The following is a 21,436-nucleotide window of genomic DNA, read 5'->3' as shown; positions in this document are numbered from 1 at the left end:
AGAGCACATGCAAGTATCACCAGTCATCACTATCGATGGTCCTAGCGGTGCAGGAAAGGGAACAGTGAGCGCGTTATTGGCCAAAACACTAGGCTGGAACTTCCTTGATAGTGGCGCGATATATCGTGTTTTAGCGATTGCCGCGATCCATCATCAAATTGAACCTGACGATGAAGATGCTCTGCTTCCTCTAGCCAGTAGTCTAGATGTTAACTTCAATACCACTAACAAAGACAGTAAAGTCATCCTTGAAGGCGAAGATGTAACCCATGAAATTCGCACTGAAGAGGTAGGCAGTATTGCTTCTAAAGTAGCTTCTTTACCGCGTATTCGCGAAGCATTATTAAGACGTCAACGTGCTTTTCGAGAAGAGCCAGGTTTAGTTGCCGATGGTCGTGATATGGGAACCGTAGTATTTCCTAACGCAGAAGCCAAAATATTCCTAACGGCTAGTGCAGATGAAAGGGCCCAGAGACGATACAATCAGTTGAAAGATAAGGGGCATGATGTTAATATTGCGCGCCTTTTAACCGATATCAAAGCAAGAGACGAGCGAGACGCTAACCGAAGTGTTGCTCCGTTGGTACCTGCTGATGACGCATTAGTGCTTGATTCTACACACTTAAATGTAGAGCAAGTGCTTGAAAAGGTTAAAGAATTTGTTGGTTCAAAACTTAGTGTCCAATGCGCTCTTTAATTGCTCTACCCGCCAGATAACGGATTAATCTGGTTATGAACAACAACCCCACGTTAATCGGATTTTTCGTGGATACACTTAAAAGTAACTATTAAAGTAATCTATGACTGAAAATTTTGCTGATTTATTTGAAGAAAGTTTAAAAGAACTTGAAACACGTCCTGGTGCCATCGTTAAAGGTACTATCGTATCAATTGATAAAGACATTGTTCTTGTTGATGCAGGTCTTAAATCTGAAAGCGCAATTCCCGTAGAGCAATTCAAAAACGCTGAAGGCGTCCTTGAAGTAGCCATTGGCGACACAGTAGATGTTGCTTTAGACGCGGTTGAAGACGGTTTTGGTGAGACTATTCTATCCAGAGAAAAAGCTAAGCGTCATGAAGCTTGGGTAGAACTTGAAAAAGCTTACGAAGAAAAAGAAACCATCATTGGTGTTATCAATGGCAAAGTCAAAGGTGGCTTTACTGTTGAAGTGAATACAGTGCGCGCATTCTTGCCTGGTTCATTGGTTGATGTTCGCCCAGTTCGCGACACAACTCACCTTGAAGGTAAAGAATTAGAATTTAAAGTTATCAAGTTAGATGCTAAACGTAACAACGTTGTAGTTTCTCGTCGTGCTGTTATCGAAGCTGAAAGCAGCGCAGAACGTGATCAAATACTTGCTAACCTTGAAGAAGGCCATGAAGTTAAAGGTATCGTTAAGAACCTTACTGACTACGGTGCATTCGTTGACCTAGGCGGTGTAGACGGTCTACTTCACATTACTGATATGGCTTGGAAACGCGTTAAGCACCCAAGTGAAATCGTTAACGTTGGTGACGAAATTAACGTTAAAGTATTGAAGTTCGACAAAGAGAAGTCTCGTGTTTCTCTTGGTATGAAACAAATGGGCAGCGATCCTTGGCAAGAAATTGCTAACCGTTACCCTGAAGGTTCTAAATTATCAGGTGCGGTTACTAACCTTACTGACTACGGTTGTTTTGTTGAAATCGAAGACGGTGTTGAAGGTTTGGTTCACGTTTCTGAAATGGATTGGACTAACAAAAACATCCACCCATCTAAGGTTGTTAACCTAGGTGATGTTGTTGAAGTTATGGTTCTTGAAATTGACGAAGAACGTCGTCGTATTTCTCTAGGTCTTAAGCAATGTAAAGCTAACCCTTGGGAAGAATTTGCTAAGTCTCACGAGAAGAACGATAAGGTTAGCGGTAAGATCAAATCTATCACTGACTTCGGTATCTTCATCGGTCTTGACGGCGGCATCGACGGACTAGTTCACTTGTCTGACATTTCTTGGAATAAGACTGGCGAAGACGCTGTTCGTGAATACAAGAAAGGTGATGAAATCTCAGCTGTGGTATTGCAAGTCGACCCAGAGCGCGAGCGTATTTCACTAGGTGTTAAACAGATTGAAGAAGATCCGTTCAATAAGTATCTGACAGATAACAAGAAAGGTGCTATCGTTACTGGTAAGGTTACCGCTGTAGACGCTAAAGGTGTTACGGTTAACTTGGCAGAAGAAGTAGATGGTTACGTTCGTGTTGGTGATTTGACAGTTGAACGTTTAGAAGATGCTTCTGAAGTTGTTAATGTAGGTGATGATCTTGAAGCCAAATTTATGGGCGTAGATCGTAAGAACCGTATCGTTAACTTGTCGGTTAAAGCGAAAGACCAAGCAGACGAGAAAGAAGCTATCGAAAAAGTAAATCAACAGCCAGATGATGCTGGATTTGCTAACGCGATGGCCGAAGCATTCAAAGCTGCTAAAGGCGAAGAATAAAACTTATGCTCAGGCACTTGAACCAAAGTGCCTGATTGTCAGTCTCATCGGTAAAGTATTTTTGATTAACGGAGATTTCTAATGACTAAATCAGAACTTATTGAAAGGCTCGCCGATAAAGCTCGTCACGTTCCTGCTAAGGATGTTGAGTCTGCAATTAAAGAGATGCTAGAGCAAATGGCGCAAACCCTTCAAAAGGGTGATCGCATAGAGATACGTGGCTTTGGTAGTTTCTCGTTGCATTTTCGTGCTCCTCGCGTTGGCCGTAACCCTAAAACAGGTGAAACGGTTAAACTGGAAGGTAAATACGTTCCTCACTTTAAACCTGGTAAGGAATTGCGTGAACGTGTTAACGAAGGTCTGGCACATTAAGATTATTTTATTTTAAAAAAACGGCACTCTTTTTAGAGTGCCGTTTTTGTTTGGGTGACAACTAGGTACATAGTTTTGTACTATAAGCTTTGATACCGCTTAATAAGCGTTTTTTCCTTAACAATTTGAGGTTTAAGATTGAAAATATTCCTGATCGTTATCATTTTCATTATTATCATGCTGGTAGCATCACTTTTAGGTGCAAAAAATGATCAAGCCGTGATGTTTGATTATTTAATGGGTACCATGGAAATGCGCCTCTCAATTTTATTAATGTCTTTTTTTGCTGCCGGCGTAATATTTAGCTCGTTAGTTTTCACACTTGTTTGGCTTAAATTAAAATGGCGCATCAATCGGTTACAGAAACGTAATCGCACAACTGACATTGCAAGTAGTTAATCTGGATGCTTGAATTACTTTTTTTATTACTTCCTGTTGCTGCTGGTTATGGTTATGTCATGGGACGCAATAGCGTCCGTCAAGCACAGCGCAAACAATCCAGTATTCTCTCTCGACATTACTTTAAAGGTTTAAACTTTTTATTGTCTGATCAACCAGATAAAGCGGTTGATACATTAATGAAAATGATGAGCTTAGACAGTGATACCGTTGAAACTCATATAGCTATGGGAAATTTCTTCAGACATCGTGGTGAGTTAGATCGTGCTATTCGTGTGCACCAGAATTTGGTTAGTAAACAAGAATTGTCCGAATCACAAAATAGACAAGCGCTACGAGAGCTTGGTAAAGATTATATGATGGCGGGCTTTTTAGAGCGCGCCGAAAATGCCTTTTTAGAATTATTGGACAGTGATAAACATTTCCTAGACGCCCAACAGCATCTATTTAGCATCTATCAAACTACAAAAGAGTGGGATAGAGCGATAGAGCTTGGTGAGCGTATGATGGATTGTCACGGTGATAGCGATGTATTGTGTATACGTATTTCTCATTTTTATTGTGAACAAGCATTAAAAATGATCAAACAAGAGAAATATGAAACAGCTGAAAAATCGCTACAAAAAGCAATTGCGGCTTATGAACACGGGGTAAGGCCTTGGTTGATTTTAGGCGATCTATCCATTCAACAGGGTGATTATCAAAAAGCCTTCGATTATTTAAAAGAAGTGCCTGTTCGCGACATCAGTTGGTTTAGCGAAGCAGTACCTAAACTAGAACAATGTGCTGAGAAGCTCAATAATGATGCTCAATTAGAAGCGGTTTTAGATTTATATTGGCAGCAATGTGCGACTTCGTATTTAGCAAAAGTGAAATTGTTAGCTAAAAAAGAGAATACTGAGACTGCGGAAACGGTATTGTTCGACCAATTGAAAAAAACGCCAACCATGAAAGGCTTTAAAACCCTGATGGGCTTTTTTATTGAAGACGAAGTCGACGATAAAACCCGTGAGAGTCTGACAATGGTTAAAGGATTGGTAGAAGAACAAATTAAAATGCGGCCAAAGTATCGTTGTTTGAGTTGCGGTTTTTCCGGACGTCAAATACATTGGTTGTGTCCATCATGTAAGAAATGGGGTGTGGTAAAACCAATTAAAGGGTTAGACGGAGAATAGTCGATTTATGAGTGATACAAGAGTCATAGTTGCATTAGATTTTGATAACAGGGCCAAAGCATTAAATTTAGTTAGCCAACTTGATAGTAATTTATGCAAATTAAAGATCGGTAAAGAAATGTTTACCTATTTTGGTCCTGAGTTTGTAAAGGAATTAGTTAACAGGGGGTTTGATGTTTTTCTAGATCTTAAATTCCATGACATTCCAAACACTGTCGGCAAAGCATGTTTGGCAGCGGCCGACTTGGGAGTATGGATGTTAAATGTGCATGCTTCCGGTGGTCCTAAAATGATGGAAAACGCCAAAACTCAACTAGCTACACTAGGGGCGGACCAACCTAAACTGATAGCAGTGACAGTGCTCACCAGTATGGAACAGAGTCAACTTAATGCAATTGGAATAAAAGATTCTCCTGAGCAACAGGTTTTAAGACTGGCTAAGCTGACAAAAAATTGTGGGTTAGATGGGGTAGTGTGTTCCGCACAAGAAGCCCCGATTCTGAGAAGCTCCTTAGATAAAGATTTTCTATTGGTTACTCCCGGTATTCGACCTTTAGGGTCTGATAAAGGTGACCAACAGCGAGTGATGACACCTCCTGAAGCAATATTAGCAGGGGTTAATTACATGGTTATTGGCCGACCAATTACTCAGGCTGCCGATCCTCTAAGAGCGTTATTGGATATTAATCTATCAGTTGCTTAGAGTATTTAAATTAGAAACAATAAAAAAGCTGCTTTAAAAGCAGCTTTTTTGTGTGTGACGTGTAATAGTCAATATTACATTTCTAGTGCTGCACGTGCGTCCATATATTCTAGATTTAACTCTTTACCTAAGGCGTCAACCACTGCTTTATATGTCACTTTGCCTTTATGGACATTCAATCCATTTAACAAGTGAACATCATCAAGCATTGCTTGTTTTGGTCCTTTATTGGCTAATGCCAAACCGAAAGGTAGTGTTGCATTATTCAATGCCATAGTTGATGTTCTTGCTACGCCACCGGGCATATTAGCAACGCAGTAATGGACAACACCATCAACGATGTAGACAGGATCTTGATGAGTTGTAGCTTTTGAGGTTGCAAAACAGCCACCTTGATCTATTGCCACATCAACCACAACTGAACCCTCTTTCATGTTAGCAATATGTTCTTTGCTAAGTAGTTTAGGTGCTGCCGCTCCTGGAATTAAGACTGCTCCAACGACCAAATCGGCTTTTGACGAATAGTAATCTATTGCATCTATGGTTGAATAGACGGTTTTCACTTGGTTAGCAAAAATATCGTCTAATTCGCGTAAACGAGTTAATGAACGATCTAAAATTGTGACATCAGCACCAAGGCCAATTGCCATTTTGGCAGCATTAGTGCCCACAACACCACCACCAATTACTAGTACTTTACCTGGAGCTACGCCTGGAACACCACCAAGTAGTGTGCCGCTACCACCTTGTGCTTTTTCAAGATAATGAGCGCCTGCTTGTACAGACATTCTGCCGGCAACTTCACTCATCGGAGCCAGAAGAGGTAAACCGTTTCTATTGTCTGTAACCGTTTCATAGGCGATACAGGTTGCGCCAGATGCAACTAATAGCTCCGTTTGGGTTGGATCAGGTGCTAGATGCAAGTAAGTATAAAGGGTCTGGCCTTCACGAAGCATTTTACATTCGTTAGGTTGTGGCTCTTTTACTTTCACAATCATTTCTGCACGGGCAAAGATTTCTTCTGCTGTGTCAATAATTACCGCACCAGCAGCAATATACTGATCATTATCAAACCCTATTGAAGCGCCAGCATTGTTTTCTATCAGTACTTCGTGGCCATGTGTGACAAACTCTTTTGTCGCAGCAGGTGTTAATCCAACACGGTACTCATGATTTTTAATTTCCTTAGGAACTCCAATTAGCATTTTTAACCCAACCTTTTGAATTGCAAGAATAGGCACGCAGTATATGCGACATTAAAAAAACTTTTGTTCTGTTTTTATGCGTTATGCAGTATATTATACTGATAAATTAATGATATGCGGTTTTAAATAATGCTGGTAAAAACCCCAAAACACCTCGACAGAATCGATCGTAACATCCTGATTGAATTACAAAAAAATGGAAAAATTTCAAATGTCGATTTGGCTAAATCCGTTGGATTAAGCGCCAGCCCTTGTCTAGAAAGGGTTAAGCGTTTAGAACAACAAGGGTATATCACAGGTTATTACGCACAACTTGATCCACAAAAGTTAGGCGCTGCAATGTTAGTTTTTGTGGAAATTACGTTAAGCAAAACCAGTGTGGATATTTTCGAAGAATTTTCTACGGCGGTGAGAAAACATGATGATATTCAAGAATGCCATCTAGTTTCTGGCAACTTTGATTTTTTACTTAAAGCTAGAGTCGCGGATATGTCTAGTTATCGAAAATTACTAGGGGATACATTATTGCGTTTACCTGGTGTCAGCGAATCACGAACTTATGTGGTTATGGAAGAAGTTAAGCATACTGCTCAAATTAAAATCAATCTGAAGTAAATAGCACTCAATGGGAGAGCATTAACTAGGATTTTGGCACTGTCACTGGTAAGGTATGGGTAGAAAAATAATACCTAGAATTGAATTATAGTTTTATGGCGCGTCTATCTGGAATACAACGAATAATGGAAGTGGGCATGATTTTATCATGTGCCTTCGCATTTTTTATTCTGCTTGCTTTAGCATCTTTTAATAGTGCTGACCCGAGTTGGTCTCAGGCTGGATTTCAAGGAAATATCCATAATTGGGTAGGGCCTATAGGTGCTTGGTTTGCCGATGTGCTATTTTTTAGTTTTGGCCGCTTCGCGTATATTTTGCCGTTTATAATAGCCTTTACTGGCTGGTTTTTATTTCAGCAAGTTAAACGCATTGAACAAATTGATTATTTAACGATTGGCTTACGTATTATTGGCTCAATATTATTTTTAGTGGGTATTTCAGGTATTTTGAGTATCAACTTTGATGATATTTTCCATTTTTCTGCCGGTGGTATGATTGGAGACGTAATCAGTAGTTCGTTAATTCCTTACTTTAGTTTAGTTGGTACTACATTACTGTTACTGTGCTTTTTGTTGACGGGGATAACCTTGGTCACTGGCATTTCCTTAGTGACGGTCGTCGATAAGTTAGGTGAAGTAACTATTTTGTCGGGATTGTTTTTATATCGCACTCCAAAACTAATTCAACAAAGTCCTATTGCAAGGTTAACTTTTAAATCAGCTAGCAATGAAACAAGTGATAATGACGTAGAGATCACTACATTTAAGGCCGCTGAACGAGCCACTCCCGTAGAGCCAACGATTACTATTCCTGAAGAAATATTTGAACAACCTAAACCTGAGCCTAAACCCAGTATTTTGTCGGTGTCTGAGCTTAAAAAGAAAATAACCGGTAAAAAAGAAAAACAAAACACCGAGCAACCAGAACCGTTTAAGGCAGAGCCCACGGCTGATATTCAAGCTGAAAAACAAACACAAAACACCACAGCACCTCATTTAAATGGCAATGCAAAACCAGTAGGGGAGGTCGATGATTCTTTAGGCCCGTTACCTTCATTTGACTTGTTAGAACGTGCTGACAAAGTTAAAAACCCCATTACCCAAGAAGAATTGGATATAGTTTCCCGCCTAGTGGAAGAAAAATTATTAGATTTTAATATTGAAGCTAAAGTAGTGGGAGTTTTTCCAGGTCCGGTTATTACGCGCTTTGAGTTGGACCTTGCACCTGGCGTGAAAGTCAGTCGAATTACCGCCTTATCTAAAGATTTAGCTCGTGCTATGTCGGCAATGTCCGTTCGGGTGGTTGAAGTTATCCCCGGCAAATCAGTTATTGGATTAGAGTTGCCGAACAAAAATAGAGACATGGTACGTTTAAGTGAGGTTATCGCATGCCAAGCTTTCCAAGGCAACGATTCGCCACTGACTATGGTGTTAGGTGCCGATATATCGGGTAAACCTGTGATTGTGGACTTAGCTAAAATGCCACATTTATTAGTTGCAGGTACCACAGGGTCCGGTAAGTCGGTAGGGGTCAACGTGATGATCCTCAGTTTGTTGTACAAATCATCTCCAGAAGATGTGCGTATGATAATGATTGATCCTAAGATGCTAGAGCTCTCGGTCTATGAAGGCATCCCGCATTTGTTGTCTGAAGTGGTAACTGACATGAAAGAAGCGGCGAATGCATTAAGATGGTGTGTAGGCGAGATGGAACGTCGTTATCGATTGATGTCAGCTTTAGGAGTTAGAAATCTTAAAGGCTACAACGCGAAAATTAAACAAGCTATCGAAGACGGACAACCTATCAAAGATCCACTGTGGCGATTCGAAGAAAGTATGGAAACCGTTGCCCCCGATTTAGAAAAATTGCCAGCCATTGTCGTTGTGGTTGATGAATTTGCCGACATGATGATGATTGTTGGGAAAAAAGTGGAAGAACTGATTGCTCGAATCGCGCAAAAGGCGAGGGCAGCAGGAATTCACTTAGTGCTTGCCACACAACGTCCTTCAGTGGATGTTATTACTGGACTAATTAAAGCCAATATTCCCACCCGTATTGCCTTTCAGGTGTCGTCGAAAATTGATTCTCGTACCATCTTAGATCAACAAGGAGCAGAGTCGTTGTTGGGAATGGGGGATATGTTGTATTTACCTCCTGGCACAGGCGTACCCACACGGGTACACGGAGCCTTTGTTGATGATCACGAAGTACATGCCGTGGTTGCAGATTGGAAGAAACGGGGCGAACCTAATTATATTGATGAAATACTCAATGGTGAAAGCAGTGCAGAAGTTTTGCTGCCTGGAGAGCAACCAGAGGGAGCCGATCAGGAATTTGATGCGTTTTACGATGAAGCCGTGGCGTTTATTACTGAATCTAGACGGGCATCTGTTTCCAGTGTGCAGCGAAAATTCAGAATTGGTTACAATCGCGCAGCAAGATTAGTTGAACAAATGGAACAAAGTGGCGTCGTAAGTGCTGCGGGTCACAATGGTACTCGTGAAGTTTTAGCACCACCGCCACCAAAGGATTAATCAAAATGAGAAGTAAATTAATCAAGTCATACTGCGTATTTGTCGGAATTTTGATGCTTTCGAGTATCAGCGTCGCTCATGGGAACCAAGGCGATAGTCCAGATGCCAGTGAAAATTTAAAACAGAAATTACTATCGTTAAAAACCTTTACTGCTGCATTCGAACAAAAAGTTACTGATGGACAGGGGGAACTAGTGCAAGAATCCTCCGGTCAAATGACATTGAAACAACCCAACTTAATGATTTGGCAGGTGAATTCTCCTGATGAAAACCTGATGGTCGCTGATGGCACAACACTATGGTATTCAGACCCTTTTGTTGAACAAGTAACAGCGATTAACCAAGCCGATTCTGTGTCCAACAACCCCATTGTATTATTGACCAATCCAAGCAATGAGCAGTGGTCAGAATTTACTATTACTTACGCTGATAATGATGTGTACAGTATTATTGCAATATCGCCAGAATCGCAAATTAGCGAATTAAAATTAAAATTTGAAAATAATCAGCTGAGTCAGTTGAGTTTTATCGATCGCCAACAACAAACCAGCCAGTTGACTTTCTCAGATGTAAAACAGAATATTAATATCGGTGATGAACAATTCGTTTTTACCATTCCCGATGGTTTTGATTTGGACGATCAACGCTAAAAATGGAATTGGATTTTAACGATACTCCCTCATTTGAACCTTTAGCGGCCAAAATGCGGCCCAAAACGGTTGACCAATACGTTGGTCAACAACACATTATCGGTCCGAATAAACCGTTACGAAAATCATTAGAGAACGGCAATTGTCATTCAATGATTCTGTGGGGGCCACCAGGTACCGGTAAGACAACGTTAGCCGAGATTATTGCTAGCCATTGTGACGCTCACATTGAACGCATTTCTGCGGTTACCTCAGGGGTCAAAGACATCCGCAGTGCAATTGAAGTCGCCAAGCAGCATGCCGCGGTAAAAAGCAAACGTACCATATTGTTTGTAGACGAGGTCCATCGTTTCAACAAAGCTCAGCAGGATGCGTTTTTGCCTTTTATTGAAGACGGCACTGTGACATTTATTGGTGCGACCACAGAAAACCCTTCTTTTGAACTAAATAATGCGTTGTTGTCTCGTGCCCGAGTCTATGTTCTACAAGCATTAAGTCATCAAGACCTACAACAGGTTATAGAACAGGCTTTGAAAGACAAAGTGAATGGTTTAGGCAATCAAACGATTCAAATTGATGCAGTTGCTCAAAAACGCCTAATAGAATTGGCTGGCGGCGACGCTCGTCGATTGCTCAATTATTTAGAACTAAGCGTGGATTTTGCGCAAGAGGGCATTGTTGATATTGAAACCGTCGCTCAAGCTGTGGGAGAAAAAGTCTCACAATTTGATAAAGGAGGAGATCTATTTTATGACATGTTGTCTGCGTTTCATAAATCCGTTCGAGGATCTTCTGCTGATGGTGCTTTGTATTGGTACGCCAGAATATTAACCGCCGGTGGCGACGCATTAGCAGTAGCAAGGCGACTTTTAGCGATATCCACTGAAGATATTGGCAATGCCGATCCCAGAGCCATGCAGGTTTGCCTAAATGCATGGGATATCTACCATAGGGTGGGTGCAGCGGAAGGCGAAAGAGCCATTGCGCAAGCCACTATTTATTGTGCTTGTGCTGCAAAAAGTAACGCCGTTTACACCGCATTCAAGGCGGCCATGGCTGATGTAAAAGACAAGCCTGATTATCCAGTACCGGCACATTTACGGAATGCTCCTACTAAGATAATGGCTGATTTGGGGTACGGCAAAGATTATCGTTATGCCCACAATGAACCCCACGCATATGCTGCCGGTGAAAATTATTTTCCTGAAGAAATGCCCGATACTGAGTATTATCAACCAGTTGAACGTGGACTTGAGACAAAAATTAAGGCTAAATTACGTTTCCTAAAAGATTTAGATGGTAAACAGTAAAAGGGCAATTAATGACGCACAGTATCGCTATTTATAGTTATATCGCTGCAGGTGGGGCAGTTGGTGCGTGCATGCGCTTTTTTCTTTCACAAATGATGCTGCAATGGTTTGGTAAAGGCTTTCCTTTTGGTACACTGCTGGTCAATGTGGTTGGTTCGTTTTTTCTTGGTTTGGTGTACGCGTTAATTGAACACGGCCAAATAGAAATAGTGTTATGGCGAACTGCAATTGGTATCGGTTTACTCGGTGCTTTTACTACCTTCTCAACGTTCTCTGTGGATACTTTGTTGCTTATGCAGCAAGGGCTTTGGTTGAAAGGGATCTTAAATATCTTTTTAAATATAACCTGTTGCTTGATGGCAGCATGGTTAGGTACGCAATTGGTTAAAGGTTAAGAATTAACAAATGTTAGATCCAAAATACTTACGTAACGATATAAACGCAACCGCCGAAAAATTAAAAAGTCGTGGTTTCACCCTTGATGTAGAAGCATTTAATGCATTGGAAGAACGTCGAAAAGCGTTGCAAATGCATACCCAAGAATTGCAAAACGAGCGTAACGTTCGTTCCAAATCTATTGGTAAAGCGAAAGCATCTGGTCAAGATATCGCTCCGCTGTTAGCTGAAGTGGGAAAATTAGGCGACGATCTTGATGCAGCAAAATCTGAGTTAGCTGAATTGCTAGAAGAAATTGCCGCTTGGTCTCAAGGGATTCCAAACCTGCCTGATGAATCCGTTCCTGTCGGAAGCAATGAAGACCAAAATGTGGAAGTCAGTCGCTGGGGAACACCACGAGAGTTCGATTTTGAGGTGAATGATCACGTAGATGTGGCGGAAAAACTGGCTAAGGGCTTAGACTTTGAAACTGGGGTGAAACTTTCTGGTTCGCGTTTTGTTGTGATGCGTGGACAAATAGCTCGCTTAAACCGAGCGTTAACTCAGTTTATGTTAGATTTGCACACTACTGAGCATGGTTATACTGAAATGTACGTACCATACTTAGTTAACGAAGCAAGTATGTTCGGCACCGGACAATTTCCTAAGTTTAAAGAAGATGCATTTCATACTATGCCGGCCACTGAAGAGGGGCAGGGCTTGTCCCTAATTCCTACCGCAGAGGTGCCTTTAACGAACACCGCTCGCGATGAAATCTTCAGTGCCAATGAATTACCTATAAAGTTAACAGCGCATACTCCGTGTTTTCGAAGTGAAGCGGGTTCATATGGTAGAGATACCAAAGGGTTAATTCGAAATCACCAATTCGATAAAGTTGAAATGGTGCAGTTAGTCAAGGCGGAAGATTCATTTGATGCGTTGGAAGAGTTGACAGGTCACGCTGAGAAAGTGCTGCAATTGCTAGAGTTGCCTTATCGTAAAATGTTGCTGTGTACTGGCGATATGGGATTCGGTTCTTGTAAAACCTATGATTTAGAAGTGTGGTTACCAGCACAGAATACCTATCGTGAAATCTCTTCGTGTTCTAATATGTTGGATTTCCAAGCGCGCAGAATGCAGGCCAGATATCGTAACCCTGAAACTAATAAGCCAGAGTTATTGCATACCCTAAATGGTTCTGGTTTAGCCGTAGGACGAACGTTGGTAGCGATTCTAGAGAATTATCAGCAGCAAGATGGCTCAGTGACCATTCCTAAAGTGTTAATTCCTTATATGAATGGCGTTGAAGTAATCACCGTTAGCTAATAGTTCAGAATGCAGTATGATTCATGCTGCATTCTCTTTTTAGCCAATTTGATTACAAACACTTTGCTGGTTTTGGCAGCCCAGCAATCTTGGTAGCTTGTTTAGCGGGACCTTTAGGAAATAAACGCTGTAAGTAGCGACTATTGCCTTTTTCAGGACCATATTCGTTGGCCATGGCTTTTACTAATGCGCGAATGGCAGGGCTGGTGTTAAATTCCAAATAAAAGTTCCGCACAAATGTCACTACTTGCCAGCGATTTTCGTCTAATTCGATATTCTCTTTAGCTGCAATGACTTCGGCTAGTTCAGGCTCCCAATCATCTACAGATAATAGGTACCCCATTTTATCAGTGGCAATTTTTTTATTGTTAAACTCGATGTAATGTTCCATTTATTCTACTACCAAGATATTAAGTTATCGTAATCAAGTGTTAAGGCGACAAAACCATTATAGTCAATCATGAGAATTGGAAATTCGTTACACTGGATACCTCTAGCTATGCAGTCAGGTTCAAGGGCATACAGATTTTTTGTGCGCTGCGATAGTTGCTCACAGATAGGAGCTGAATTTAATGCATAGACTGCGTCTTGCATCAATAATATGCCGTCATTAGCATCGATACGTGACAGTGCATTTTCTAGATTCGTATTGGAAAATGGACTTACTGAAAATTTATGTAGGATCATGACAAAGTAATTATGTTATCGGATTTTTGAAGCTGGGCATTTAACTCTGAAGGCGTTAATAGCTGACAACTTACATTTAACTGAGCTTTATCAAGCCCCCGTTTTTCTAAACTTTCTTTACACACAAAAATATTTTCAACATCATAAAACTCAAAAGCACCGAAGCTTTTTGCAAAATGCTTATGCTCTAACTCTCCTGGATTTTGATTTGTAAGTAACTGAAACACGCCATCATCAATAAAGAATACGCTGACGAATTGGCCAAAACTTGCTGATGCTAAAACTAAATCCACCGACTCTTGTCCAGCATTGTTGTTCATTGGTCCGGTTTGATTAATGATTGCCAGAGACTTCAAAATTGAATACTCCTGTCACTTTCATTCAGCATGCTAACTAGCTCGCCAATACCCACGGATTGAAAAGGAGGATTAAGATTGAATAGAGCAGGTGTGTCATTTTGTAGCGAGTCTTGTTCACTTAAAATTCCCCGTCGATTGGCTGCTGTTACACACACTTGCAAAGGAATAGCGTGTTTATCTGCTAATTCACACCATTTAGGGTAAATTGCTAATTCATCAGAAAGCATTGTTTGAAATGAATTGGCAAGCTCTACACCTGATTGGTAAAAGAAAACGCCAGAGATACTATGCCCATCTTCGATCGCGGCTTGAACAAAACGATAGGCACTGTAGCAGTCCTGAGATTCAAGTGGGGAAGAAGTAACTATTATGCAGAAGCTAGCCAAATAAATGATCCCATATTAACGGTGACATTAGTTGCCACATAAAAAAACACCCCAGCAAAGCTGAGGTGTTTTAGCATATCAAAAAATATTAATCGTCGCCGCCAAAAGCACCTAGTAAGTGCAAAATTGACGTGAATAAGTTATAGATGTTTAAGTACATTGAAACAGTCGCGCGAATGTAATTCGTTTCACCACCATTAACAATTCTACTTGTATCAAATAAAATTAGTCCAGACATGATGAACACAATGGCTGCGCTAATGGCTAAACTTAGTACTGGTATACCTAAGAAAAGGTTAGCAAGACTCGCTACTACAGCAACGATTAAACCTACCATCAAAAAACCACCCATAAAGGAAAAATCTTTCTTGGTAGTTAATACATAAGCTGATAAACCAAAAAATACTAACGCAGTAGTACCTAAAGCTTGCATTATTAGTGCAGGGCCACCAGGGAATGCTAAATAATAGTTAAGCATTGGCCCTAAAGAGCCACCTAATAAACCAGTAAAAGCAAAAACAAACAAAATTCCACTTGAGCTGTTTTCAACTTTATTTAAGAAAAATATCATTACCAAAGCTGCCAGACTCATAATCATTGCTGCGCCTTGGCCAAGCCCCATGGCCATTGCTGCGCCTGCACAAACTGCACTAAACGCTAATGTCATTGCTAACAACATGTAAGTATTGCGGAGAACCTTATTGGTTTCCAATACTGACGGGCGAGAACCAACCCTGTCTACATGAACATAACGATCTTGATCCATAAAAAACCTCCAATAGGCATATAAAAGTGAGTGACTTAGCAAATTGCTATAGTATTGTTTAATTAGTCTATTTGTATGGTGTTTGGTTCACTTTTTCAAGTATTATCGTATCAACTCTTTGTAACAAGCCATATATTGTCGAAATAGCGAACAAATCGGACAAAGAAAGAGCGTTTGAATAAAAATTTGCGTTATCCTCTTTACAAGCTGCAAAAAGGTCATTAATATTCGCCCCACTTCGGAAGCGCAGAACAATTTAGCTCTAAAGCAAATAGTTCAATTCGCTAAAGAAGTACAAAATTCGGATAGCTGGCAGAGCTCGGTTTAATGCACCTGACTTGAAATCAGACGTACGGTCAAACGTACCGGGGGTTCGAATCCCTCGCTATCCGCCACATTAAAAAACCCGCACTTGTTGCGGGTTTTTGCTTTTTTGTCCTCGCAGAAATGAAATACGGGGCTAAAGCCTCCGCCTACAACACACCGTAGCATGGCCTTTAGGCCATGGGTGTTAAAATGGCAATCGCGGGGCTAAAGCCAGCGCCTACAACGAACCGTAGCATGGCCTTTAGGCCACGGGTATTAAATTGCTAATCGCGGGGCTAAAGCCACCGCCTACAACACACTGTAGCATGGCCTTTAGGCCATGGATGTTAAATTGCTAATCGCGGGGCTAAAGCCAGCGCCTACAACGAACCGTAGCATGGCCTTTAGGCCATGGGTGTTAAATTGCTAATCGCGGGGCTAAAGCCACCGCCTACAGCGAGCAAAAACATATCTCCTACTTATTTTCGTTTTTAAGTTTCAAATTAACCCTATACAGGTTATTTTTAATCCCGCTATAATTGCTCTTTATATGTTTCCTCAAAGGGATTTTAGGATTTAGCTAGAAGTTTGTAATTAATATTTGTCGAACTATGTATCTAAGAAGACAAATATTAATTACAAAGTCTGATGAATATAGTGCTGTAGATTGATTTTGGGGTAAGCTTTGATAAAACTACTTTTAGTAGATGACCACGAATTGGTGAGAACCGGTATCCGTCGCATTCTTGAAGATGTTGCTGATTTTAAAGTTGTTGGCGAAGTCAATAATGGTGAGGAAGCGATTAAGTTTTGCCGCAACTCTCCACCTGATATTGTGCTTATGGACATGAATATGCCAGGTATTGGCGGGTTAGAAGCAACGAAGCAAATTATTCATTATGCCCAAGATTCAAAAGTAATAGTGGTTTCTGTGCATACCGAAAACCCGATTCCTGCAAGAGTGATGCAATTAGGCGCATACGGCTACATCACTAAAGGTACTGAACCGCAGGAAATGGTCATTGCTATCCGTAAAGTTTCTTCTGGTCAACGTTATATCGCGCCTGAAATTGCCCAGCAAATTGCCATAGGTCAATTAAACCTTAATGATACTAACCCTTTTGATCAGTTATCTCGTAGGGAACTGGAGATTACTATTATGCTTACCAAAGGGAGCCGAGTGCCAGATATTGCAAACAAATTAAATATTAGTGCCAAAACGGTTAATACTTACCGCTATCGAATGTTTGAAAAATTGAAAGTTGGGTCAGATGTGGAATTAACCCATTTAGCCCTGCGTCATAATTTAATCGATAGTAATCAACTATAAAAAATTGGCATGATGGATAAAGCAGTTCCTTTTGATCACAAAGGCTTTCTAAAAAATCTCACTTCAAAACCCGGTGTCTACCGGATGTATAATGATAAAAACGACGTTATATATGTTGGTAAAGCGAAAAATTTAAAAAAGCGTGTATCGAGTTATTTTAGAACCAACGTCGACAGTATCAAAACACAGTCGTTGGTCAGGCAAATTGCAGACATGGATGTGACTGTTGTACACAGTGAAACGGAAGCATTCATTCTTGAAAATAACTTCATCAAGAAATATAAACCTCGATACAACGTTGTTTTACGTGATGATAAGTCTTACCCCTTTATTTTCCTCTCCGAACATAGACATCCTCGTTTAGCATTGCATCGCGGATCAAAAAAGTTAAAAGGCTCTTATTTTGGACCATACCCAAGTGCTTGGGCAGTCCGAGAAAGTCTTAGGACTATGCAAAAGCTTTTTCCGATTAGGCAGTGTGAAGACAGCTATTATCGAGCGAGAAGCCGTCCTTGTTTGCAGTATCAATTAAAACGTTGTGCAGGTCCTTGTGTGGAAGGTTTGGTGACGGACGAGGAGTACACTGAACAAATTAATCTTGCGACCATGTTTTTGAAAGGCAAAAATCAGCAAGTTATTGAAAGTCTGGTGAATAAAATGGAGCAAGCCAGTAAAGAGTTGCGTTTTGAATCTGCCGGCCGCTATCGCGATCAAATTAGTGCCTTGAATAAAGTTCAAGAGCAACAGTGGGTGAGTGGCAACGAACAAGAGATGGATGTGTTAGGTTTTGTTTATCGTAACGGAATAGCCAGTATTCAAGGCTTATTTATCCGTGACAATAAGTTGTTAGGTAGTAAAAGCTTTTTTCCAAAAGTACCTAGCCAAACGACAGAAATGGAAATCTTACAATCTTTCGTTTTACAGTTCTATTTAGCTGGCAACAAAACCATCCCCAAACAAATTGTTATGCCAATGGGGTTAGAAGATGAAGACGCGATTACAAAACTGTTAAGTGCTGAAGCTGGATACAAGGTTAAATTTTACAAAGGTGCCAGAGACGAGAAAAAACGTTATTTACAACTGGCCATCACCAACGCTGAGAACGCATTAGAAGCTAAACAGAATCAACAAAAATCTGTGTTTGCTCGTTATTTGGAGTTGGAAAAGGTATTGGAGTTCGAGCAACCGATTCAACGAATGGAATGTTTCGATATCAGCCATACATCTGGCCAGCAAACTGTTGCCTCTTGTGTTGTGTTTAATCGTGACGGACCATTTAAAACAGATTATCGTCGCTATAATATTGAAGGTATCACCCCAGGGGATGACTACGCTGCTATGGCGCAGGCATTGAGCCGACGCTATAAACAACCTACTGACGAATCTAAAATTCCAGATATCGTTTTTATTGATGGTGGTAAAGGCCAATTAGCCCAAGCAGAAGCGCATTTTGAAAATTGGAAAGCCCCTAAAAAACCATTGTTAATTGGTGTGGCTAAAGGAACGAGTCGAAAACCTGGGTTAGAGACGCTTATTCTTGCTGGGAATCATGATACTATACCCTTGTCCGCCGATTCCCCAGCACTACATTTGATTCAACATATTCGAGATGAATCCCATCGTTTTGCTATCACCGGTCACCGACAACAGCGTCAAAAAGCTAAGCGCACCTCCGTATTAGAGTCAGTTCCCGGAGTGGGTGCTAAGCGGCGACAAAGTTTATTAAAGTACATGGGGGGAATCCACGGCGTCTTGCAAGCTAGCCGAGACGAGATATCCCGAGTGCCTGGAATTAGTGAAGAGCTTGCTGATATTATTTATGAGCATCTGCATTCTTAACCAAGACTCAAATACTGGAAAATTAAGCAAAGGTTAGATAGAAGTATGTGGACAATTCCAAATATTATTACCATGTTAAGAGTCGTACTCATCCCTGTATTTGTGGTGGTGTACTATCTCGATTGGGAGTGGGCCAGACAAGCTGGAGCATTTATATTCTGGTTTGCAGCGTTAACTGATTGGTTTGATGGTTACTTAGCACGGAAATTAAAGCAGTCTTCTGCATTTGGGGCATTTTTAGACCCAGTGGCAGATAAACTGATTGTAGCTGCCGCATTGTTAATGATTACCCATAGTTATAATACTGTGTGGATCACTATTCCTGCGATTTTGTTAATGTCGAGGGAAGTGTATATTTCAGCGCTGCGCGAATGGATGGGGCAACATGGTAAAAGTGACATCGTTGCGGTTTCATTTATTGGTAAAGCAAAAACCATGGCGCAAATGCTTGCGTTGATCGGTTTATTGTCTGAAATGGATTATTTCATGGGATTCCCCATCTATTGGGTGAAACTGGGTTACGTATTATTATATATTTCTGCGGTGTTGTCGGCTTGGTCGATGGTTTCTTATACAGTCGCAGCTTGGAAAAGCTTAACCAGTAATGAGCAATCTAGTATAAAATAAACACGGTTTGCTCGAAATTGATGCGTTTAAGTCATTTTTCGTGCAAACAGTACAAAATCATCATTTTTGTTGTTGACAGTTATCTCTTTGAATGTAAAATGCACGCCATCATTTAGCGAGAGCCAAATGTAATTAACTGAAAAGATTTAAAAGCAGTTAAATGCGGGAATAGCTCAGTTGGTAGAGCACGACCTTGCCAAGGTCGGGGTCGCGAGTTCGAGTCTCGTTTCCCGCTCCAAATTGGCGGAATGGCAGAATGGCTATGCAGCGGATTGCAAATCCGTGGATCTCGGTTCGACTCCGGGTTCCGCCTCCATAACGCCTCCTCATTTAGTATGAGGCTTGGAAAACCCTCTCACAGGTTATGTGAGTTCATCCGATGCCCGGGTGGTGAAATTGGTAGACACAAGGGATTTAAAATCCCTCGATCGTAAGATCGTGCCGGTTCAAGTCCGGCCCCGGGCACCATTCTCTTTTTAGAGAATTCAGCAATACTTCTTCATTTATTTCATACTTCATACTTCAATTTGCGCGGACTTTAACAGTCGCTGTGTGTATTAAAATTTCCAGTTCAACAGTTAGCCATATCAGTTGGTTTTGTCGGTGGTGGCTTTAGCCCCGCGATTGTTAATTGATGTCCATGGCCTAAAGGCCATGCTACGGTTTTTGTAGGTGGAGGCGTTAACCTAGCGATTGTTAATTGATGCCCATGGCCTGAAGGCCATGCTACGGTTTTTGTATGCGGTTGCTTTAGCCCCGCGATTGTTAATTGATTAGATCAGGGATGTGTTTTACTCTGCTTTCTTTTATTTCAGACGTAACGATAACTGAATAGCCTGTTATCTGTTCGACCTCATTAATGGAGTAGGATTACGATGCACTTTGTGCACTATTGGAAAAATATTTTACGGGATACAGGTAAATTGTGGTTGGATGAAAATGCCTTCAGTTATGCTGGGGCTCTAGCTTTTTACACACTGTTTTCGTTAGCGCCTATTGTCATTATTGCAGTCACTGTGATTGGCCTAGTTTTAGGGGAAGACGCCGCTCAAGGGCAAATAGTCGCTCAGTTTGCTGACATCATGGGCAAAGAGGCCGCTGCTGTAGTTGAACGTGCGGTAAGCCAATCTCGAATAGAAGCTTCAGGAATATTACCAACTTTACTTGGGGTTGGAGCATTGATGTTAGGTGCAACCACGGTATTTGGTCAAATGCAGTATTCTCTAAATTCAATATGGGGGGTAACCGCGAGTCCTGATCGCAACGGTTTGTTTTTGCTAGCCAAAAAACGATTATTTTCATTAATGGTGGTGCTATCAATCGGTTTTGTATTGCTTGTGTCTTTGCTACTTGGTGTAGCTTTGCGAGCCGTGCTTAATTACACCGCTGAGTTTCTACCATTCGTTGAAATGTTACTCGGAAGCGCTGAGTTTATCGTTTCATTGGCGATGATCGCACTGTTGTTTGCGACTATTTTTAAAGTACTGCCAGATGTCAAACTCAGTTGGAAAGATGTTATGGCGGGTGCTCTGGTCACCGCGATATTGTTTTCATTAGGCCGTTATGGGATTGCAGCTTATCTGGCTTATACCGCAACCGCGTCTGCCTATGGTGCGGCTGGTTCAGTGGTGATAATTTTACTTTGGGTTTATTATTCGTCGCTAATCTTGCTATTCGGGGCTGCATTTACCCGTGTTCATTTGGAGGCTAGAGGAAAATCTATAGTGCCGCGTAATACTGCAGTACGAATCGATAAACGAATAATGTCGTAGGTTTTCTGTTTCGTGTAAGCGCAGGATAAGAGGGCACAGACAGTCGGATTAGGCGGTACAAACAGAACGCCTAAAAATCATATGTACAACGAAGCCTTCAAATAGTGTTTTCACAGCGGTTCCCAAGACGGATCAAACCATCTTTTTAGATCTTAAGATGCAATGAGTTGTATAAGTTTAATGCACACAATGTGTGCATTAAACTATTGATAGCTGTTTATCT

Annotated in this window: 22 protein-coding genes, 4 tRNA genes and 1 pseudogene; 21 read left to right on the top strand and 6 right to left on the bottom strand. The window is 41.1% G+C overall.

From position 1 onward, the window contains the following. Positions 1–7: 7 nt before the first annotated feature. From cmk to pyrF, 6 genes are all read left to right on the top strand, one after another. A complete protein-coding gene (gene cmk, locus KO530_RS01940) occupies positions 8–697 on the top strand; it encodes a (d)CMP kinase (protein WP_216046693.1) in 690 nt (229 codons plus the stop codon). 103 nt (positions 698–800) lie between these two features. Then, a complete protein-coding gene (gene rpsA, locus KO530_RS01935) occupies positions 801–2,477 on the top strand; it encodes a 30S ribosomal protein S1 (RefSeq protein ID WP_216046692.1) in 1,677 nt (558 codons plus the stop codon). Between the two features lie 81 nt (positions 2,478–2,558). Next, entirely contained in the window at positions 2,559–2,849 is a 291-nt protein-coding gene (gene ihfB / locus KO530_RS01930) for an integration host factor subunit beta (RefSeq protein WP_216046691.1), read from the top strand. Between the two features lie 138 nt (positions 2,850–2,987). Continuing rightward, positions 2,988–3,248: a lipopolysaccharide assembly protein LapA domain-containing protein gene (locus KO530_RS01925; RefSeq protein WP_216046690.1), complete on the top strand. Its 261-nt coding sequence runs from the start codon at positions 2,988–2,990 to the stop codon at positions 3,246–3,248. 5 nt (positions 3,249–3,253) lie between these two features. Continuing rightward, positions 3,254–4,423 (top strand): lipopolysaccharide assembly protein LapB, encoded by a 1,170-nt coding sequence (gene lapB, locus KO530_RS01920; protein ID WP_216046689.1) that lies wholly within the window; start codon positions 3,254–3,256, stop codon positions 4,421–4,423. 7 nt (positions 4,424–4,430) lie between these two features. Continuing rightward, the gene (gene pyrF / locus KO530_RS01915) at positions 4,431–5,126 is read left to right on the top strand and encodes an orotidine-5'-phosphate decarboxylase (RefSeq protein ID WP_216046688.1); all 696 of its coding nucleotides are present in this window, start codon (positions 4,431–4,433) and stop codon (positions 5,124–5,126) included. Positions 5,127–5,200: 74 nt separating this feature from the next. On the opposite strand, the gene ald is transcribed toward pyrF, so the two are convergent. Further along, positions 5,201–6,331: an alanine dehydrogenase gene (gene ald, locus KO530_RS01910; protein WP_216046687.1), complete on the bottom strand. Its 1,131-nt coding sequence runs from the start codon at positions 6,329–6,331 to the stop codon at positions 5,201–5,203. Positions 6,332–6,460: 129 nt separating this feature from the next. On the opposite strand from ald, the gene lrp reads away from it, so the two are divergent. From lrp to serS, 7 genes and pseudogenes are all read left to right on the top strand, one after another. After that, positions 6,461–6,946, top strand: coding sequence for a leucine-responsive transcriptional regulator Lrp (lrp, locus tag KO530_RS01905; protein WP_216046686.1), 486 nt, complete (start codon positions 6,461–6,463; stop codon positions 6,944–6,946). Positions 6,947–7,041: 95 nt separating this feature from the next. Beyond that, a pseudogene (locus KO530_RS01900) lies at positions 7,042–9,214 on the top strand (DNA translocase FtsK 4TM domain-containing protein); the annotation flags it as partial. 26 nt (positions 9,215–9,240) lie between these two features. Then, a complete protein-coding gene (locus KO530_RS22275; protein ID WP_436792290.1) occupies positions 9,241–9,480 on the top strand; it encodes a DNA translocase FtsK in 240 nt (79 codons plus the stop codon). A gap of 5 nt (positions 9,481–9,485) precedes the next feature. Further along, on the top strand, positions 9,486–10,130 hold the full coding sequence (gene lolA / locus KO530_RS01895; RefSeq protein WP_252728704.1) for an outer membrane lipoprotein chaperone LolA: 645 nt from the start codon (positions 9,486–9,488) through the stop codon (positions 10,128–10,130). A gap of 2 nt (positions 10,131–10,132) precedes the next feature. Beyond that, positions 10,133–11,440: a replication-associated recombination protein A gene (locus KO530_RS01890; RefSeq protein ID WP_216046684.1), complete on the top strand. Its 1,308-nt coding sequence runs from the start codon at positions 10,133–10,135 to the stop codon at positions 11,438–11,440. Between the two features lie 11 nt (positions 11,441–11,451). Continuing rightward, positions 11,452–11,835 carry a fluoride efflux transporter CrcB gene (gene crcB / locus KO530_RS01885; protein ID WP_216046683.1) on the top strand — a complete coding sequence of 128 codons (384 nt, stop codon included), beginning with the start codon at positions 11,452–11,454 and terminating at the stop codon, positions 11,833–11,835. Between the two features lie 10 nt (positions 11,836–11,845). Beyond that, positions 11,846–13,141 (top strand): serine--tRNA ligase, encoded by a 1,296-nt coding sequence (serS, locus tag KO530_RS01880; protein WP_216046682.1) that lies wholly within the window; start codon positions 11,846–11,848, stop codon positions 13,139–13,141. A gap of 52 nt (positions 13,142–13,193) precedes the next feature. On the opposite strand, the gene KO530_RS01875 is transcribed toward serS, so the two are convergent. The 5 genes from KO530_RS01875 to KO530_RS01855 form a co-directional block, all read right to left on the bottom strand. Further along, on the bottom strand, positions 13,194–13,532 hold the full coding sequence (locus KO530_RS01875; RefSeq protein WP_216046681.1) for a TusE/DsrC/DsvC family sulfur relay protein: 339 nt from the start codon (positions 13,530–13,532) through the stop codon (positions 13,194–13,196). Between the two features lie 8 nt (positions 13,533–13,540). Next, on the bottom strand, positions 13,541–13,828 hold the full coding sequence (tusB, locus tag KO530_RS01870) for a sulfurtransferase complex subunit TusB (RefSeq protein ID WP_216046680.1): 288 nt from the start codon (positions 13,826–13,828) through the stop codon (positions 13,541–13,543). Then, entirely contained in the window at positions 13,825–14,184 is a 360-nt protein-coding gene (gene tusC, locus KO530_RS01865; protein WP_216046679.1) for a sulfurtransferase complex subunit TusC, read from the bottom strand. The genes tusB and tusC overlap by 4 nt, the downstream gene beginning before the upstream one ends. Continuing rightward, positions 14,181–14,573, bottom strand: a complete 393-nt coding sequence (gene tusD, locus KO530_RS01860) for a sulfurtransferase complex subunit TusD (protein WP_216046678.1) — start codon at positions 14,571–14,573, stop codon at positions 14,181–14,183. Before tusD ends, tusC begins: the two co-directional genes overlap by 4 nt. Positions 14,574–14,661: 88 nt before the next feature. Beyond that, a complete protein-coding gene (locus KO530_RS01855) occupies positions 14,662–15,339 on the bottom strand; it encodes a Bax inhibitor-1/YccA family protein (RefSeq protein ID WP_216046677.1) in 678 nt (225 codons plus the stop codon). 303 nt (positions 15,340–15,642) lie between these two features. On the opposite strand from KO530_RS01855, the gene KO530_RS01850 reads away from it, so the two are divergent. From KO530_RS01850 to KO530_RS01815, 8 genes are all read left to right on the top strand, one after another. After that, positions 15,643–15,734 (top strand) — tRNA-Ser (locus tag KO530_RS01850). A gap of 596 nt (positions 15,735–16,330) precedes the next feature. Further along, positions 16,331–16,975, top strand: coding sequence for a UvrY/SirA/GacA family response regulator transcription factor (gene uvrY / locus KO530_RS01845; RefSeq protein WP_216046676.1), 645 nt, complete (start codon positions 16,331–16,333; stop codon positions 16,973–16,975). A 12-nt stretch (positions 16,976–16,987) separates the two neighbouring features. Next, positions 16,988–18,814, top strand: coding sequence for an excinuclease ABC subunit UvrC (gene uvrC, locus KO530_RS01840; RefSeq protein WP_216046761.1), 1,827 nt, complete (start codon positions 16,988–16,990; stop codon positions 18,812–18,814). Positions 18,815–18,859: 45 nt separating this feature from the next. Beyond that, positions 18,860–19,441: a CDP-diacylglycerol--glycerol-3-phosphate 3-phosphatidyltransferase gene (gene pgsA / locus KO530_RS01835; protein WP_216046675.1), complete on the top strand. Its 582-nt coding sequence runs from the start codon at positions 18,860–18,862 to the stop codon at positions 19,439–19,441. Positions 19,442–19,603: 162 nt separating this feature from the next. Continuing rightward, positions 19,604–19,679: transfer RNA gene (locus KO530_RS01830), tRNA-Gly, on the top strand. 4 nt (positions 19,680–19,683) lie between these two features. Next, positions 19,684–19,757 (top strand) — tRNA-Cys (locus KO530_RS01825). Positions 19,758–19,822: 65 nt separating this feature from the next. Continuing rightward, positions 19,823–19,909 (top strand) — tRNA-Leu (locus KO530_RS01820). Positions 19,910–20,316: 407 nt separating this feature from the next. Then, positions 20,317–21,213: a YihY/virulence factor BrkB family protein gene (locus tag KO530_RS01815; protein WP_216046674.1), complete on the top strand. Its 897-nt coding sequence runs from the start codon at positions 20,317–20,319 to the stop codon at positions 21,211–21,213. The last annotated feature ends 223 nt before the right edge of the window (positions 21,214–21,436 follow it).

Source organism: Aliiglaciecola lipolytica, assembly GCF_018860635.1.
Lineage (GTDB): Bacteria > Pseudomonadota > Gammaproteobacteria > Enterobacterales > Alteromonadaceae > Aliiglaciecola > Aliiglaciecola lipolytica_A.
The sequence above is the reverse complement of the archived record's forward strand: the minus strand, read 5'-3'. Positions and strand labels throughout refer to the sequence as shown.